At 43.5% G+C, this 17,419-nt stretch carries 21 protein-coding genes; 15 read left to right on the top strand and 6 right to left on the bottom strand.

Going from position 1 to position 17,419, the window contains the following annotated elements; all coding sequences use genetic code 11:
- Nucleotides 1-4: 4 nt before the first annotated feature.
- Together FE810_RS11155 and FE810_RS11150 are read left to right on the top strand one after the other, a co-directional pair.
- Nucleotides 5-547, top strand: a complete 543-nt coding sequence (locus FE810_RS11155) for a cytochrome c oxidase assembly protein (protein ID WP_138320137.1) — start codon at nt 5-7, stop codon at nt 545-547.
- A 44-nt stretch (nt 548-591) separates the two neighbouring features.
- A complete protein-coding gene (locus tag FE810_RS11150) occupies nt 592-1,470 on the top strand; it encodes a cytochrome c oxidase subunit 3 (RefSeq protein WP_138320136.1) in 879 nt (292 codons plus the stop codon).
- Between the two features lie 45 nt (nt 1,471-1,515).
- Here FE810_RS11150 and FE810_RS11145 read toward each other — a convergent pair whose 3' ends face one another.
- Nucleotides 1,516-1,731 carry a DUF2909 domain-containing protein gene (locus FE810_RS11145; protein ID WP_212744502.1) on the bottom strand — a complete coding sequence of 72 codons (216 nt, stop codon included), beginning with the start codon at nt 1,729-1,731 and terminating at the stop codon, nt 1,516-1,518.
- A 38-nt stretch (nt 1,732-1,769) separates the two neighbouring features.
- On the opposite strand from FE810_RS11145, the gene FE810_RS11140 reads away from it, so the two are divergent.
- From FE810_RS11140 to FE810_RS11105, 8 genes are all read left to right on the top strand, one after another.
- On the top strand, nt 1,770-2,570 hold the full coding sequence (locus FE810_RS11140; protein WP_138320135.1) for an SURF1 family protein: 801 nt from the start codon (nt 1,770-1,772) through the stop codon (nt 2,568-2,570).
- A complete protein-coding gene (locus tag FE810_RS11135) occupies nt 2,557-3,117 on the top strand; it encodes a redox-active disulfide-containing membrane protein (protein ID WP_138320134.1) in 561 nt (186 codons plus the stop codon). Before FE810_RS11140 ends, FE810_RS11135 begins: the two co-directional genes overlap by 14 nt.
- Nucleotides 3,118-3,165: 48 nt before the next feature.
- Complete coding sequence (locus tag FE810_RS11130; protein ID WP_138320133.1) at nt 3,166-4,173, top strand: COX15/CtaA family protein; 1,008 nt, start codon at nt 3,166-3,168, stop codon at nt 4,171-4,173.
- Complete coding sequence (gene cyoE, locus FE810_RS11125) at nt 4,166-5,107, top strand: heme o synthase (RefSeq protein ID WP_138320132.1); 942 nt, start codon at nt 4,166-4,168, stop codon at nt 5,105-5,107. Before FE810_RS11130 ends, cyoE begins: the two co-directional genes overlap by 8 nt.
- Before the next feature lie 75 nt (nt 5,108-5,182).
- Nucleotides 5,183-5,815, top strand: coding sequence for an SCO family protein (locus FE810_RS11120; protein WP_138320131.1), 633 nt, complete (start codon nt 5,183-5,185; stop codon nt 5,813-5,815).
- Between the two features lie 37 nt (nt 5,816-5,852).
- Nucleotides 5,853-6,827, top strand: coding sequence for a DUF2167 domain-containing protein (locus FE810_RS11115; RefSeq protein WP_138320130.1), 975 nt, complete (start codon nt 5,853-5,855; stop codon nt 6,825-6,827).
- 237 nt (nt 6,828-7,064) lie between these two features.
- Nucleotides 7,065-7,790 (top strand): YebC/PmpR family DNA-binding transcriptional regulator, encoded by a 726-nt coding sequence (locus FE810_RS11110; RefSeq protein ID WP_138320129.1) that lies wholly within the window; start codon nt 7,065-7,067, stop codon nt 7,788-7,790.
- A 193-nt stretch (nt 7,791-7,983) separates the two neighbouring features.
- Nucleotides 7,984-8,379, top strand: coding sequence for a hypothetical protein (locus FE810_RS11105; protein WP_138320128.1), 396 nt, complete (start codon nt 7,984-7,986; stop codon nt 8,377-8,379).
- Nucleotides 8,380-8,522: 143 nt separating this feature from the next.
- Here the strand turns inward: FE810_RS11105 and FE810_RS11100 are convergent, their stop codons facing one another.
- The gene (locus tag FE810_RS11100) at nt 8,523-9,188 is read right to left on the bottom strand and encodes a glutathione S-transferase family protein (protein WP_138320127.1); all 666 of its coding nucleotides are present in this window, start codon (nt 9,186-9,188) and stop codon (nt 8,523-8,525) included.
- 300 nt (nt 9,189-9,488) lie between these two features.
- On the opposite strand from FE810_RS11100, the gene FE810_RS11095 reads away from it, so the two are divergent.
- Complete coding sequence (locus FE810_RS11095) at nt 9,489-10,139, top strand: class I SAM-dependent methyltransferase (protein ID WP_138320126.1); 651 nt, start codon at nt 9,489-9,491, stop codon at nt 10,137-10,139.
- A 309-nt stretch (nt 10,140-10,448) separates the two neighbouring features.
- On the opposite strand, the gene FE810_RS11090 is transcribed toward FE810_RS11095, so the two are convergent.
- Nucleotides 10,449-10,748, bottom strand: coding sequence for a Bor/Iss family lipoprotein (locus tag FE810_RS11090; RefSeq protein ID WP_138320125.1), 300 nt, complete (start codon nt 10,746-10,748; stop codon nt 10,449-10,451).
- Complete coding sequence (locus tag FE810_RS11085) at nt 10,745-11,050, bottom strand: Bor family protein (protein ID WP_138320124.1); 306 nt, start codon at nt 11,048-11,050, stop codon at nt 10,745-10,747. The genes FE810_RS11090 and FE810_RS11085 overlap by 4 nt, the downstream gene beginning before the upstream one ends.
- Before the next feature lie 283 nt (nt 11,051-11,333).
- On the opposite strand from FE810_RS11085, the gene FE810_RS11080 reads away from it, so the two are divergent.
- Nucleotides 11,334-11,837: a hypothetical protein gene (locus FE810_RS11080; protein WP_138320123.1), complete on the top strand. Its 504-nt coding sequence runs from the start codon at nt 11,334-11,336 to the stop codon at nt 11,835-11,837.
- Nucleotides 11,838-12,063: 226 nt separating this feature from the next.
- On the top strand, nt 12,064-12,672 hold the full coding sequence (locus tag FE810_RS11075) for a HEAT repeat domain-containing protein (RefSeq protein ID WP_138320122.1): 609 nt from the start codon (nt 12,064-12,066) through the stop codon (nt 12,670-12,672).
- A gap of 393 nt (nt 12,673-13,065) precedes the next feature.
- On the opposite strand, the gene FE810_RS11070 is transcribed toward FE810_RS11075, so the two are convergent.
- A complete protein-coding gene (locus FE810_RS11070) occupies nt 13,066-14,148 on the bottom strand; it encodes a polysaccharide deacetylase family protein (protein WP_138320121.1) in 1,083 nt (360 codons plus the stop codon).
- Between the two features lie 91 nt (nt 14,149-14,239).
- Here FE810_RS11070 and FE810_RS11065 point away from each other — a divergent pair, with 91 nt between their 5' ends.
- Nucleotides 14,240-15,616, top strand: a complete 1,377-nt coding sequence (locus FE810_RS11065; protein WP_246037026.1) for an MATE family efflux transporter — start codon at nt 14,240-14,242, stop codon at nt 15,614-15,616.
- Between the two features lie 3 nt (nt 15,617-15,619).
- Nucleotides 15,620-16,897, top strand: a complete 1,278-nt coding sequence (locus FE810_RS11060) for an MFS transporter (RefSeq protein ID WP_138320120.1) — start codon at nt 15,620-15,622, stop codon at nt 16,895-16,897.
- Here the strand turns inward: FE810_RS11060 and FE810_RS11055 are convergent, their stop codons facing one another.
- Entirely contained in the window at nt 16,898-17,326 is a 429-nt protein-coding gene (locus FE810_RS11055; RefSeq protein WP_138320119.1) for a hypothetical protein, read from the bottom strand.
- Nucleotides 17,327-17,419 lie beyond the last annotated feature (93 nt).

The following is a 17,419-nucleotide window of genomic DNA, read 5'->3' as shown; positions in this document are numbered from 1 at the left end:
ATTTATGTCAGAGCAACAACAACCGCAAATTAAGAAGTCCGTCGCCAAACTGTGTATGACAGTTGTCGCCATGTTTGCCTTTGGTTTTGCTCTGGTACCCCTTTATGACGTGTTTTGTGAAGTAACGGGTTTAAATGGTAAGACCGCCACTGAGGCGACCACTTATCAAGCCGACGGTATCGATGAAAGTCGTACCATTACGGTGCAGTTTATTAGCCGCACGGCGAAAAACGCAGCCTGGCAGTTTGAACCTGAAATGAATTCCATCCAGGTTCACCCGGGTGAAATGAAGTTTGTGAAGTTTTACGCCAAAAACAACACCGGAGCCAATGCAGTCGCACAAGCCGTGCCATCTGTATCACCGGGCCAAGCTGCGAATTATTTTCAGAAAATTGAATGTTTCTGTTTTAACCAGCAGCCGTTGCAGGCAAATGAAGATATCTGGATGCCATTGCAGTTTTATGTCGATCCGGACTTACCTGAAGATATGACCGAGCTAACCTTGTCGTACACCTTGTATGACATTACGGCGACTATCGGTTCTTAATTGAAATCAGGTAATGCAGGGCTTACAGGAATGAAGGAAATCTTATGTCTAATAAAGATTACGAAACGTATTATGTGCCGGAGCAAAGTCACTGGCCCATCGTTGGTGCACTAGCACTATTTTTAATCGCCATCGGCGCAGGTAGCTATGTGGCGAACCTGGATACCGGGGAAGGTGTGGGTGGTTACATCCTGCTAGCCGGTATCGCGTTGATTGTTTATATGATGTTTGGCTGGTTTAGCAATGTCATCAATGAATCTATGGCCGGCAAGTATTCCGCGCAAATGGACGCATCATTTCGCCAGGGTATGAGTTGGTTTATCTTCTCGGAAGTCATGTTTTTCGCGGCATTCTTCGGAGCATTATTTTATGCTCGCATGTTGTCGGTGCCCTGGCTTGGCGGTGAAGGCAACAACTATGAAACCTGGAATGTCTTATGGCCAGAATTTCAGGCTGCCTGGCCTTTGATCAAAACACCCGATGGCAGCACAACCACCGGCATGGGTTGGTATGGATTACCTCTGATCAATACCATTTTGCTATTAACCTCGTCCGTTACTGCGCATTTTGCCCACGTGGCGTTAGAAAACAATAAACGCGCATCGTTAAAGTTTTGGTTGGCTAGCACCATTTTACTCGGTACCGTGTTTTTAATATTACAAGTCGTGGAATATCAACATGCCTATGCAGACTTGGACTTAACGCTGGCCAGTGGTATTTACGGTAATACCTTTTATATGCTTACCGGCTTCCATGGTATGCACGTAACCTTAGGTACTATCATGCTAATCGTCATGTTTTTGCGGGTGATGAAAGGCCATTTTACGCCTGAGAATCACTTTGCTTTTCAGGCTACCAGTTGGTACTGGCACTTTGTTGATGTGGTCTGGGTATTACTTTTCGTTTTTGTTTACATTCTTTAAAACAAAAAGACGAAGGTTAGATGGTTGGGGCTTAGCCCCAACCGTTTAGAAAGGACGCGGGTTTGGGGTAATAATTCCCGTTGCCAATCCTAGCAGAATTAACGCGATAATCAGCGCTGAGAACACAACTCGGCGACCAATAAATTTAGACATTTTTTCTTGTCCCTGAGGCTTTTTCACCATCAGGCGCATAGCTCGAACCAAGTTGTAAATCATGGTGATAAGAAGCACCACAATTAATATTTTAAATAACGTATCCAAGATACCTCCATTTGTAGTTGTTTTAATTTGAAGTAGTAATGGCAGAGTCAGTTAAATCCAAACACGAACACATACAGTCGCCCCTTGCAGTTGTCAGTCACTGGCGTTGGCCATGGGTACTATTTACCTTGCTGGTATTTTCATCATTAATCAAGCTTGGTTTATGGCAATGGCAGCGCGCCGATGAAAAATTTGATCGCTTACACAGAATGCAGGAACTTACCCAATCCCAACCATTGCAATTAAATCAGGTGAACTACGAACTAACTGAGGAGTTGCTAAATGATGTGCCGATTCGGTTATCTGGCGAGTTCGTAAACGCTCATATATTTTTACTCGACAACCAGACCAATAAAGGTAAAACAGGTTATCGCGTTTTTATTCCCTTTAATGATGCCTTAAGTGGCCAGCATATACTGGTGAACCTAGGTTGGATAGCGGGCAGTATTGACCGTTCAATTATTCCCGACATTGCCAACATCAAGGGCCTGCAGGAGTTTACTGGGCACGTACGAGTGCCGCAAGCGCCAGTTTTTCACGTTCCGCAAACACTCAATCATACCTGGCCACAACGTGTCCAACATATTGACCCTCAACTAATTTCAGACCATCTGAAAATAAATCTGGCACCTGTAGTAATTTATCTCGACCCTGAGGTCGCAATTGGTTATAAAAAGAACTGGCATCCGATCGTAATGCCACCGGAGAAACACCGTGGATATGCCTGGCAATGGTTTAGCCTGGCGGTCGCATTTTTATCTCTGATGATATGGGCTGCTCATACAAATAAAGACAAAAATAAAGATAAAAACAAAGGAAGTGATCATGAGCCTAACTGATAAATCCAAATCTCGTCTCAGCCTTATTCTGGTAATCGGTGTGTTTGCAGTGCCGGTGATTATCGCCAAGCTTGCCTTAACCAACCACTGGTTTAATGAAGGTGTCACTAACCAAGGGGCGTTACTCGAACAACCATTGGACCTTAAAGAACTGGGCATCAATACCGATGCCATCGATAAGCAATGGCTGATAATTTACGGGCTTCCACAGCATTGCGATGAAACATGCGATCAAACATTATTTTCCATTAATCAATCTTATCTGGCACTCGGGCGTGAAACACCAAGAGTCACGCCGCTGGTGATGGATCCCGTGGGCACTCATCAAGATTTGATTGGCAAATTAAATCCTCAACATTGGCAGGTCCAACCCTCATCACTACAAGCCACCCTAAGGGTGTTGCCGAACCAAATCTATATTGCTGACCCGCTGGGCAATGTGATGATGATTTATGCTCGTCCGGAAACGGAACAAGAATTTAAGCAATTTTCAAAAAATTTGTTGTCGGATATGCGCAAATTACTCAAGTATTCACGCATCGGCTAATCGTTACACGCATTTACACGGCCACTAAATCTCGCAAAGGAAAGACGTATGAAGAATAATAAACCTTTGATTATCCTCACTCTGATCTTAGCCCTTGGGGTGATTACCCTGGGAGCTTTCACGCGTTTAACCGATGCAGGGCTTGGTTGTCCGGACTGGCCTGGTTGTTATGGTTTAGTTGATGTTCCGCAAACTCAAGAACAAATCGCCCAAGCGCAATTGGCATTTCCTGAACGTCCCGTAGAGCCGGAAAAAGCCTGGAATGAAATGATCCATCGATATTTTGCCGGAACATTGGGCTTACTCATCGGTTTAATCTTTATCTTATCTTTTCGAAATCGCGATCAGGGCGGGCCACTTTATCTTCCTTTATTGATGCTTGGCGTTGTTATCTTTCAGGCCGCACTCGGCGCCTGGACGGTGACATTAAAGTTGATGCCGATTATTGTTATGGGACATCTGCTTGGTGGCTTTTTGACCCTCTGCTTGCTTTACCTGCTGTATCTTAGGATCAGTAACACCGGCGCCAAATCAATGGACTTATCATTAGCTCGCTATACCCCCTTTGCGTTTATTGGCATTGTGATTCTTACCTTGCAAATCGCCCTGGGCGGCTGGACCTCTTCGAATTACGCAGCCTTGGTGTGTCAGGAGCTTCCGGTTTGTCATGACGGCTGGATGGAACAATTAACGTTTACGGAATCCTTTCAGCTGATCCCACCCCAAAGAGATACCTACGAATATGGCTATCTTGGCGCTGCGGAGCGCATCACGATTCATGCCATGCACCGCATTGGCGCGATGATCACATTCGTGTATTTAGCCTGGCTAGCGATTACTTTATTTTTTAAAGCGCAATCTTCGGGCATAAAAAAATCCGCCATGGTATTGGGTTTAATTTTATTGGTACAGGTTGGGCTAGGCGTTTCAAATGTCGTTTTTGCGCTTCCTTTAGCCGTTGCCGTTGCCCATAACATTGTCGCCGCATTGCTAATGTTGGCTCTGATCACAATCACCTATTCCCTTAAATCTCGCCCGGAGAATGCTTATGTCTGAATTAGTCACCGAAACCGACACGGAGTCGGTCGTTACCGAATCCATGAGTACCAAGGCACAAGCGCCGTTATGGCGGGAGTATTACGAAATCACCAAGCCGCGAGTCGTCGCACTATTGGTGTTAACCGCCTTAGTCGGTATGTGCATGGCAATGCCAGGGGCGATACCATGGCAAATTATGGTGCCGAGTATTGCCGGGATCTGGTTGTTATCCTCCGCTTCTGCAGCGATTAACCACATCGTTGACCAACAAATTGATGCGAAGATGGCGCGAACCAGTCATCGTCCACTCCCCAATGGCCGGATCACCACATCAAAAGCCATTGTATTTACCGCAATGTTAAGCCTTATTGGCTTTACCATGCTTTATGTTTGGGTAAATCCCCTTACCGCCTGGCTAACCCTTTCTGGATTAGTCGGCTATTCGGTGATTTATACCATGTATTTAAAACGCGCCACGCCGCAGAATATTACGATAGGCGGCTTAGCGGGTGCTATTCCACCTCTGCTTGGCTGGACTTCCGTTACCAATGAAATTCACCCCCATGCTTTGTTGTTGGTGTTATTGGTATTTACCTGGACGCCCCCCCATTTTTGGGCGTTAGCAATTCATCGCCGTGATGATTATGCGAAAGTTAATATTCCAATGCTACCGGTTACCCATGGTATTAACTTTACCAAAACCCAAATACTGCTTTATACGGTTTTACTCTTTATCGTTGGCCTGATCCCGTATTTAGTGGAAATGAGCAATTGGTTATATTTAATCGGTGCGGTTACGCTGAATCTGATTTTTTTAGCTTATGCCTGGAAGCTGAAATTTAACGCTGAGAAGGATACTGCAATGCAAACCTTCCGTTTCTCGATCATTCATTTAATGGTATTGTTTGTGGTTCTGTTGGCAGATCATTATCTGTTGCCGATAAACCCATAAAATCGCCCATAAGAAAAATACAGATGATACCAGCGCTTTCTTATAACACGCTGGTTTGAGTCAAGGTTGTGAGTTATGCAAAAATTTTTAGCCGTTATTCTGGCAATCATTGCCGGTGCAATTGGACTGGTGCTATACCAGACATATAAACAAAGCCAGGAAGTCGAGCAGGCGTTAGTCTATCAACAACCCCGCAGTGTCTTACCGTTTTCATTGACCGATCATAATGGTGAAGAATTTACCAATGAGAGACTTAGTGGCAAATGGTCGCTCGTCTTTTTTGGTTATACATCCTGCCCAGACGTGTGCCCAATCACCTTGCAGGAATTGAACTATGTCTATAAGGACTTAAATCAGGCGGCCAAAGACCCAGTTCAGGTGCTATTAATTAGTGCCGATCCTCGTCGTGATACAGAAGAACGATTGAATAGTTACATTAATTATTTTAATCGCGAGTTTGTCGCGTTAAGAGCAGAGCACGATGTATTGTTTCCTTTCTCCAGAAATCTTGGCCTTATGTATTCCATTAGTGACGACATGAGTAAGGAAAATTATCTAGTAAACCATAGTGCATCCATTGTTCTGATTAACCCCCAAGGACAAATTCACGCGATATTTAAGCCCGCCATTAACGTTGGTCAGGTACCGAGCGTTGACGCCAAAATTTTACTCAGCGATTTTACCAAAATCGTCAAACAAACATCATAAATGAGAAAAAGGCAGTAAGCCTGTTACAGGGAATACCATGAAAAATCCTATAAGGAGCTATTCGGCTCTTACCACTTTTATTTGTCTGTTTAGCACCCAAACCCTGGCTTGGAGCCAGGAGCCGGTGGCAACGCCAGCACAAGAAGCTCAAGTATTGAGTGAACCTACAGAAGTTGCTGTGGCGCTTTCCGAAGAAGAGCAGTATCAGCTTTGGGCAGAACAAACCTTAGACTCGTTAACCCCGGTTACCGGTGTTGTCGAGATTGAAGATGCTGGTGCCACTTTAACGGTACCTGAGCAGTATTATTTTCTAAACCAAAAAGACGCTCGAGTAGTGCTAGAAGATATTTGGGGAAATCCTCCGAGTGAGTCGGTCTTGGGTATGTTGCTACCGGCAGGCCTAACGCCATTTGATGCCGAGTCCTGGGCCGTCACCATTGAATTCTCACAAGATGGATACGTTTCTGACGAGGATGCTGCGGATATCGATTACGCAGAATTACTCACCCAAATGCAAGAAGATACTGAATCCGTAAATGAAGAGCGCATTAGTGCCGGCTATCCTGCGATGCATCTCGTCGGTTGGGCAAGCACACCATTTTACGACCAAACAACCAATAAAATGCATTGGGCGAAAGAGCTGAATGTCGATGGTTATGAACAGAATACCTTAAACTACAACATTCGTGTTTTAGGCCGAAAAGGCGTATTGGTTTTAAACTTCATCGCAGCCATGGAGCAAAAAGACATTATCGATGCTCAACTCGATTCCGTGTTAGCCATGGCGGATTTTGATCAAGGGTCACGTTACGCGGATTTCGATCCTGAAATTGATGAAGTTGCCGCATACGGTGTTGGTGCTTTGGTCGCCGGCAAAGTATTGGCGAAAACCGGGTTTCTGGCAGCGGCGATTATTTTCTTAAAAAAATTCGGTATATTTATCCTTATTGCCATCGGTGCATTTTTGAAAAAATTGTTTTCCCGAAAGACAAAAACAGAAGAAACGGTTTAAACACTGTGCCGTTAGAGCAAGCCTTAACCTAACAAAGGGCGATGTTTAACATCGCCCTTTGTCTTTTCTTCACGCGTATCAATGAAGCTGGCACTGTCCATTAACGCGAATGTGCACACTAGCAGCAAACAATTATTCGCAATAACTTACCGCCAGAGTATTTTTTCTGGTACTTTTTGTACGACTCCTGATAAAATTAACGGCAATATTGACTGATAAAAGAATGAGCACAGAAATATGGGTAGAGCGTTTCAAAACCGTAAAGAATCTATGGCAAAAACCCAGGGTCAGAAAACCAAGGTTTATTCCAAATACGGTAAAGAAATTTATGTTTGCGCCAAAAATGGTGGCGTAGATCCTGATGGCAACCTGGCACTCCGCCGCTTAATAGAAAAAGCCAAGAAAGATCAGGTGCCAACGCATGTCATTGATAAAGCCATCGACAAAGCCAAAGGTGGCGGTGGTGAAAATTACGAAATGGCCCGTTACGAAGGTTTCGGTCCAGGTGGTTGCATGGTTATAGTGGATTGTCTAACGGATAATACCAACCGGACTATCAAAGATGTTCGTCAAGCATTTACCAAAACCGACTCAAAAATTGGCGGTCCTGGCTCTGCCGCTCATATGTTCGACCATCAGGCATTATTCTCGTTTAAACATGATGACGAAGAAGCCGTACTTGAAGCGCTAATGATGGCTGACGTAGATGTTACTGACATTGAAGACGAAGAAGGGATGATGACGGTATTCGCACCTCATACCGAGTTTTTCAAAGCCAAAACCGCGTTAACGGGCGCATTCCCGGATATCGACTTTGAGATGGAAGAAATTACCTGGGTTCCGCAAACCTATACAACGATTAGTGGTGAAGACGATTTGGCAAACTTTGAAAAGTTTATCAATATGTTGAATGACAGTGATGACGTACAAAACATCTATCACAACGCCGAATTAGAAGACTAATTCTAATCCGTTAAGAATAAAGCCAGCGAAGAAGCTGGCTTTTTTATGGGTAAAGTTAAATCGACTCGGCTCCTATCGAAGCTTTTTAAACTACTGCGCAAACACATTCCTAAAAACCCTTCCAAATGATGAGCTTTATTTTCACTATATATCAACTAAGGTTTTTAAATAGACAATTGAAACTGGGTAAACGATGGAAGCAACAATTACAACTTGGGCCTTGGAATTTATCCACTGGTTCGCTGTATTCATTGGCGGCTTTGGCGTGGTAATTACCATTCTACCTTCACCTATTTTTGGTTTTCTGGGCCGATTCAAGCATTTGCTTTTGTTTCATTTTCTCGCGGTTGCGGTTCGATTCTTATTTGGTGCTGCGCTGCTTTATACTGCCAGTCAGACAAAAATACCCGAAGTAGTCACGATTCTCGGTTATATCTCTATCGCCGCAGGGGGAGTATTAATGTTGATTGGCAGGAATCGCTTTATCCGTCTGATTGCCTGGGTCGCACGTTTAACGCCACTGGTGCATGTTGTCGTGGGCCTTGTCACTGTCGCCTTCGCAGTTTTGGTGTTGTACGCGTATCATTAACGCATACGTTCTGGTGATATAAAAAAGCTGGGAATAACCCAGCTTTTTTATATCACCAGCGAATGCCTGTGTCACCTTTGTGTTCGATTTTACCAACTAATGAACAATACATTACGCAATACCATTGCCAAATAAAGCCGGAATTAACCGATAAATGCTTTTAACATGGCTTGCTCTTCGGTAATGATTTTTGCAAACACCGGTTCACTATGAACACGCTCCACGTAAGCTGCGACCTTAGGATAAGTATTCGCATCGACACGTTCATTGCAAAAATGCAGCGTGATAAACATACCGCCTACCATAAAGTCAGCAAAGGTCAGGCTATCCCCTACCAAAAAGTCACTTTTCAGTTCACCTTCCAGGTATTCAAGGATTGCAGGGATTTCCGTGTCTAGTGCCATCCTGATATCAGATTCGATAGGTTCACGCTTAAAAACAAATGGGGCTAATATGCGCTCGGCAAATAAATGCGCGCCAATTGCGGTGACCATAACACTGCTTGCGTACTGACTAAACCATAGGGCTCGAGCGTTTTGCAATGGGTCTTGTGGCAACATAGGCTGTTGTGGAAATGCTTTTTCCAAATACGCGCAAATGACCTCTGAGTCACTGATATAGTCATTACCCACTTTAAATAAAGGAATTTTCCCTAGCGGGCTATTGTCTTTAAACTCTTGCGGAATGTCTGTGCCAAAAGGCACCACATTGACTTGCTCATAATCGAGACCTTTATAGGCCAGTGCCAAGCGAACTTTGCGCACAAATGGGGAAATCGCGGCACCGAATAGGGTTAAATCCTGGTTCATAATTCATCTCTGTTTCATTGCAATACTAGGATATTGGGGGAAGATGGAAGAATTCAATGTCGACAAACAATAAATCCGTCTTGCCCGGATCTCTTTAAAACCATTGCCTTTTTAATTCAATGCGCTACCCTATGGGCACTTCAATACGCTAATTTTTGCGTCTGTATGGCTATAAATTAAGTGAATTGAGGCGTAAACGAATCCTAAGTATGGTGAACAAAACACGCCTTACTTACCCTTCCTCGTTTTGTCATTTATCTTGGATACCTGGCTTAGCATTAAGCAAGAATAGGCGGCCAAATGACAGACCTGCGATTAAGTTACCAGACCATAGAGTTTGGTAAAATTGATATTCACCTTTGTACCTTGCGCAATCGACAGGAATTTTCCGATCCCGATGGTATTGCCGAAAAACTTGGTATCTGTTCAGCGTCCTGGCCAATATTTGGGGTCGTATGGCCTTCCAGTTTGGTGCTGGCTCACTACATGCTTGATTACGACACCGAATCGAAACGGGTTTTGGAAGTAGGGTGTGGGATGGCACTTTCTAGCTTGCTGCTGAATAAAATGTCTACCGATGTTACGGCAACGGACTATCACCCAGAAGTACAATCCTTTCTCGATAGAAACGTACTTTTAAATGGCGATGATGACATTGATTTTGAACGCGTCGACTGGGCCGCAAAGGACGATGATTTAGGACTTTTTGATATCATCATCGGTAGCGATCTTTTATATGAAGACAGCCACATCGATTTGCTTGCCAATTTTATTAATGACCATTCAAACGCAACCTGCGAAGTTATTATTGTCGATCCCGGCCGCGGCAGAAAAAACAAGCTCAGCACCCGTATGCAAGCGCTCGGCTTTACCGCGTCATTATCAAAGCCTAAACATACCGATTACCTCGAACAGACGTTCAAAGGTCATATCCTCACGTACAGCCGTTAAGAACACTGCCAAGCTTCAAGCCCAAAGAATGATGCCTCGAATACGAAATTTTCTTGAGAAAATTGTCGCCAATTAAATTCCTCACTTTGTCTTTAGTAATCACCGTAATTACACCCTCTCAGGGGGTGCTTTCAGATCAGAGGCTGGATTGACTATAGTGAGCGAATTTCGTGAGCGAATTTCTGCCGTTGAACCTTCCACTTTCTTTTAATTATGTATCGTCATCCCGCACTTGATGCGGCTAGAAAGCTAGTCCTCCCATTTTTGATGTGAATTAAAAATGGGAGGTTTACCGGAGGACTACCTCAGTTATTTACAGCTTACTTCAACTTTTTTTGGTGTCCACATCGGACCAATAATTGTGCTTGCGGCGGCGCCTGCTAATCCATTTATAAAGGACGTTTCGGTTTTAACCGTAACCCACTCTTGCTCGTTACAAGCTTTATTTAAATCAACAGGGGATGATCCTTCATACAATGACAGTATAAAGTTGTGATGCCATTGCTCTTTATGAACAGTCGCTTCTTTAGTAACAGGTACTTTATCAAAATGAATAGTAGTGCATGCAGTTAGCGAAAATATTGCGATTAACGTTAGTGTTTTTTTCATGATATTGCGCCCGCCTCTGAACACCAGACTTTGACTGAATGAGGTGAATAAATGCCTAGAGTAATTAACCCCAGTACACCCTCAACAAACGTTTGTTGTGATTGCATCTGGATAACTTCTCGGTTGCCACATATTTCAGTCACGTTTACTCTATGTTCTCCAACGATTCCCCATAAAAAAAAGTGTTTTGATTCTTCATAAGTTGGTTCGGAAGAGTATTTTACCGTTTGCTCTGGTTGTATAGTGATTGTTGAGCATCCTGCTAGCATGATGCTAAGCAAGAATACAAATTTCTTAATCATATTTAACTCCTTTAAGAAAAAGACTGACCTGTTAAATACAGGAAGCAAAAGACTATCAGATAACTCAATAAAAAATAATAAATTATTCTTAACCGAATCAACTAGGCCCAACTAGACATCCATTTGATCGATTAAACCTACATACCGTTTTTATTGTCAATTGCTAACGGGCAGCTATTGGCATATTTGCGACGTCGCCTTAAATAACGTAAGTTATTGAAAAGTTGTTAGTCGCGAGCGGCTTCAGTGTCGACTTACAGTCATAGAAAAAGGAAAAATACGGATGTTACGCAAAGTTGTTTTATGCTGCTCAGTGATTATCGCTGGTTGTGCTTCGGTGCCAAATGTAAACCAATATTCTGGTGATGATGGCTCTGTCCTTAAGGTCACAAGATTCCTGAACGAACCGATTCTTGGCAGTAGAACTTCAATTTATTCTTCTGATGCTCAAATGCAGTGTATAAGCTTTGATGCTAAGAAAGTTTCAAAATTTATGAATGTTGGAGCTTTTAATCCACTAATATCAGATTTCAACTTAGAAGGAGTAAAGTTGGAGCCTGGTAAAGAAGTATTTTTGCAAATGGATACGCGAGCGGGAATGAGCTCTTGTCCTCTTGTTGTGAGCTTAATTCCAGAAGATAATGTGAATTATGAGATTAGAATTACAGGGAACATATTAGCCAGTCCTCATCAATGCGTTGCCAAGCTGTACAGTATCCCAAAAGACACGAATTTACTTAAGCCAGATAATTTTAGTTATTACAACGATTGTAAAAGCAGAAATTAATTTTTCCTAAAATTACTATGAGCTGTTCCGTCTAGGGCCGGTATGAGCGAACTGCAGCCGCTGAGTAGAGTTGACACCCAAAGGTATTAGGATGAACTTAGGCCAAGTTGCGTGATTCACAGGTACTTTAACTGAGTTGGTAACGCTGGCTCGTGTCCGTGCCTAGATAATTTTATTTAACCCCTTTTGTCGTTCATTGTGGCATCGGTGTTTGGAACAAGTAACAATGCAAGATCTTCTTGAGCAATTAAAAGATAAAAGGTCTCCGAAAAGACGCTCTGCAGCAAAGAAGCTAAGAAAACTGGGTAATGTGGAAGCAGGTTCCTATTTACTTGATGCTCTAGAAAAGGAGATTAAAGATGAGCGAACTTGGGAAACTCAGTATCAGATTATAATGGCTTTGGGAGAGAGTAGTTATACGAAAGCTCTCCCCTTTCTTATGAGGCTATCTGATAAACGCTTCGAAGCCACAATGATTTACATGGCTCTAGGGGATGCAATTGTTAGGTTGTCAAAGCAACATGAGAATGATGCTTCTCCTGCTTTAAATCTTCTAGAATCTGGGAATGAAATGCTCGCCGATGGCGCTCTCCGTGCTATAGCAATGCTCCGGATGCAACCCAATAGAGAGCAGACTTCAGCAATTATAGAATTTGTGTCTTCTTTTGGCTTAAATGAAGGCATTCGGTTTTGGGTAATTGCAGCGGCACCAGGTTGGGAAGGCGATGATGTTAAACATTTCCTCGAACAATGTAAGAACTCCAGTCGAGAAGAATTTAAGGATGCCGCTGACCTGGCGCTAAAGAAGAAATATCGAAAATGGCAGCCACTGTAATGATAAACAAAAAATGTATTGAGTTCCGGCTAGGTGGGCCAAAGTACACCATAAAATTATCGTATATTAGCAATTGCTAGCGGGCAGCTATTGGAACTTTTGAGACATTCGGCTTAGGCTAAGATTCCCTGTAGTGTCAGGGAATGACGCGGGGTTAGGTTGCATCAATCGACAGCCAGTTCCAGACGCTGTCGACATACCTATATCCATATAGGCAACTCGAAACAGCGTGTACTCGGAGCTGATGACATCAGCGTACCCGAAACAATCTTCGATTGTGTACTCGAAGTGACGATTTCCGTCGCGTACCCGAAGTATCGCTTGCGATACGTACTGCTCTTATCCACCCAAAGAAACTTGTTTCTTTCTCCACCTTCCATTTTGCGTTTTGCGCTAATCCTTATACCAGGAACCATCGTCAGTTTTTACAAACCATGGGCGAGAATACCAATAGTATCGACCAGGGTTGGCGATGCTAGGCGCTGTACAATTGGCGCGGACCCGGCCAATATCCAAAGGTGCTTTAATCTGCAAGTCGAAACTGGATTTGTCCGCAGCCCAATTCACGTCCACCCGTCCCTGTCCGGATACAAAGCAATTTAGTTGCGACGCGTAAAAATCTTTCACCTTGATTTTAATGTGTTTATCCAATTGCTCTGGGGGTGTATTCGCATCGACAATGGTGTTACTGCGCTGGGAACTGGCAGCGACATCAAATGGTAACGATTTTAATTTTGTCGCCAACGGTTTTATCTTGTCGTAGGGTTGCGATGCTGGAAATCTTGGTATTGCCGTTAAATCTGTATCCAACCCAACCGCGCCCGATTGCTGTGTAAATACCACATAGTTTAAATCTTGCAGTTTTTGTTGAATATCGGCGGTATATTCACCATAGGGCAGGGCAAAATATTTCCAGCTTTGCCCTAGTTGGTCAGCGAGTATTTGTTCAGATTGCTGTAATTCAGCAATTTTTTGCGCAGCCCATTGCTCTTGTGACATACCTTCAGGTGTTTTAATCAACGAGTCATGATGCAGGCCATGGTTGGCAATTAACACCCCATCATCTGCCATCGCTTTTAATTGCGCCCAGGTCAAATAGCCGGACTTATTTTTGGCAACCTTCCCCGGATTTATAAACAAAGTGTAGGGATAATCGAATAATTTAAGCATTGGATGGGCCTGCTCAAAAATATCCGTATAACCATCATCAAAGGTGATTACGACGGCCTTATCAACAATCGTTTTACCCGCCTTTAGGCTGTCGATAAGGTCATTTAATGCCATCACGGTAAAGCCATTATCCCGTAAATAGGTTAAATGTTTTTTAAATTGCTCCGCGGACAAAGACGTACTGGCAGGCGTTTCACTACTGACATGGTGATAGACTAAAATTACCGCAGCCTGGGCGGTACCAAAGGAAAATGCAAAGACAAACAAAGCAAGTAAGTACGAATGAATAAATTTGAAAAATGTCATATTGACCCTACATGCGATAGGCTAATTTAATCTCGATGATCAACCAAGTCGTGTTATTATTCAAGGAGTTAATTCCCCTGAAGGCATCTCATTGACCACAACTGCAATTCAACAAGCACGTCAGACTGAACGCAAAGCGTTATTTGCTCTGGCGATCCCGATGATTCTTTCGAATATTACCGTACCTTTATTGGGGCTGGTTGACACCGGAGTGATTGGTCACTTACCTAATGCTTATTTTCTCGGTGCTACCGCCGTTGGCGCGATGATCATCACCTTTATTACCTGGTTTTGTGGTTTCTTGCGTATGTCGACGACCGGCCTGGTCGCACAAGCCTTTGGCAGTGACGACAAAACCCAGATGTTTTTGATATTTAGCCGTGGGCTGTTAGTCGCCTTGGTAATTGGTCTGATATTAATCGCATTTCAATCACCCTACATCAATTTTGCATTAGCTCTGGCTGGTGGTAGCGAGCAGGTCCAATTTTATGCTGAGCAATACGCCAGTGTTCGCATCTGGGGATTTCCCGCGTCTTTGTGTAATCTGGTGATCCTTGGATGGTTGCTAGGCATGCACAGGGCAAAATATGCCATGTGGTTGATCATTATTACTAACTTAGTCAACCTCGGTTTGGACTTACTATTTGTTATCGGTTTTGAATGGCAAATACTTGGCATTGCCTGGGCAACATTGATTGCCGAGTACTCCAGTTTTGCCCTTGGCCTGTACCTCGTGCATCGCACTATTGGCTTGAAAAAACAACAACGACGTGAGATCTGGGACGGGTTAAAGCAACACTTATTGGATAAAGCGCAACTCATTCCCTTTGTAAAACTGAATCGCGATATTGTTATCCGTACTTTGTGCCTGGAAATTTGCTTTGTTTTTATCACGTTTCAGGGGGCACGCCTTGGCGATACGGTCGTTGCCGCGAATGCGATTTTATTAAATTTTTTGTTGTTAATTTCCTTTGGCTTAGACGGTATTGCCTATGGTGCAGAAGCACGCATTGGCCGAGCCAAAGGTGCGAAAGATAAAAGCGCATTAGCCTTATCAGTGAATACTGCTTTGTTGTTTAATGCACTATTTGCTTTGTGTTACAGCTTATTGTTTTTACTGCTCGGCCATTGGTTTATTAGTCTGCTTACCAATATTGAATCGGTAGTCGATTATGCCGGTCGTTTTCTTCCCTGGATGGTTTTGCTGCCCATTTTAAGCTGCTGGTGTTATTTGTACGATGGGATATATATTGGCTTAACCCAGGCAAAAGCGATGCGAAATTCAATGATTATTGCCACATTTGGCTGCTTCTTCCCAGTCTGGTGGTTATTGCAAGATTATGGCAATCATGGCCTGTGGGCAGCGTTTTGCATATTCATGATAAGCCGTGGGGTGACGCTGGGATTACATTACCATCGCAATCACCATAAATTTATTGAGTCAGGCATATCGCCGCAGAGAAATTAGTTAATGTTCAATTCCACACTCTGGTTTAATCCAACATTGCTCATGGTAGTTATTGCCATGTCGGTTGGCGTATTCTTATTAAACCATGTGTTTAAGTATCCAAGAAATATTTGGGTGCTGGTCGTCTCACAACCTTTGCTATTGTGCATTTCACCGACCATGACTTTTATTTCCGGTTTATTAGCGACAAAAATTGCCCCGGATCCCACACTGGCAACCTTGCCACTGACCATGATGATTGTCGGATTAGCTCTATCAACGTTACTGGCGGCACGTTTAAGTGCAAAATTTGGCCGAAAGAAAGCCACCAATGTTGGCTATATCATTGCGCTTATCGGTGCGCTATTGGCGATTTTCGCAGCAAAAAATACAAATTTTTATATATTGATTGCCGCCAGCTTATGTTTTGGTTCCAGTTTGGCATTTTCACAACAACTGAGATTTGCCGCCCTTGAGAGCGTTTCTGAGGTAGATGGCCCACGGGTGATTTCGGTGCTCATGCTATCAGGAATTGCGGCCGCCATGATAGGCCCTGAAGTAGCCTTGCTCAGCAAAGACTGGCTACCATCACAAGGTACTTATGTGGGCTCGTTTGTCGCATTGTCGGGATTAATCCTGATCAGCATGTTAATTTTTCAGGGGTTTTCTAACCCTGCTGTAGCCGAATTGAAGACCATTGAGAAAAGCGGTCGGCCTTTGTCTGAAATTACTCGTCAAAGTGTATTTATTATTGCCGTGTGCTCCGCCGCAATTGGATATGGTGTGATGAGTCTTTTGATGACCGCAACACCACTGAGCATGCACGATGTCCATGGTCATAGCCTCGCCGATACCAAGTGGGTTATCCAAAGCCATATTGCCGCAATGTTTTTACCCTCATTATTTACCGGCAGCCTGATAAAACGTTTTGGCGCCGGTAAAATCCTGATCGCAGGTTCTTTGATGATGCTACTGGTACTGATTATTGCGCTTGGTGGCCATCAGGTTATGCATTATTGGTGGGCGCTTGTGTTGCTTGGCATCGGCTGGAATTTTATGTTTATTACCGGCACCGTATTATTGCCGCAGAGTTATCAACACAACGAACGCTTTAAAGTGCAAGCAGTGAATGATTTTACCGTGTTTACGGTGCAGGCGATGGGCTCACTGCTGGCAGGGTATTTACTGTTTTCCAGCAATTGGAAAACCCTGGTAATGATTGCATCACCTTTGGTCGCGGTCATGTTCCTGATCAGCATAATCCAGTATCGCCGAGAACGATCAAGGGGTCAGAGTTGTTGATCACGAGCCTTGCGAACTTTCGTTACATTCCCCACGTACGCTTAAAAAATCGCGGCTCAAGTTGCGCTCGAAAATCATATAACCTTGCTTGCAAAATCCACTGTCGAGCATAGTTTGTTGAAGATATTGTTCCAATAATTCCTGGTAGTTTTCAGACGTTTTGGTACTCGACCAGTCATCTCTTTGGTTTTGACGCCCTTTACCCGAACCTTTATTCTTAGCCCTTTGCCCTGGCTCTTTCGTCGCCATTTCCTGGCGCATTGGCAATTCAAGCGATAACTCAAAACGTTTCGAGCCATCATCAGCAATATTGGTAATAAAGTTTTGTTTGATAACCTTGGGTTTTACAGTACAGGCTACGGTCAACGTCAACAATATTGCCGTCACTAGCCATCGAGGTTTATTCGTTAATGCAGGTAAAATAATCAAGATACACTCGTAATTTTAGGTTCAGCGTTTGGAGTTTATTTATGCGTCAAATATTTTGACTGTGAACATGTATTTTCTATACACGCGTTCTAG

The sequence above is a fragment of the Thalassotalea litorea genome (genome assembly GCF_005843925.1).
Lineage (GTDB): Bacteria > Pseudomonadota > Gammaproteobacteria > Enterobacterales > Alteromonadaceae > Thalassotalea_A > Thalassotalea_A litorea_A.
This window is presented reverse-complemented; position numbering and strand designations above follow the sequence as displayed.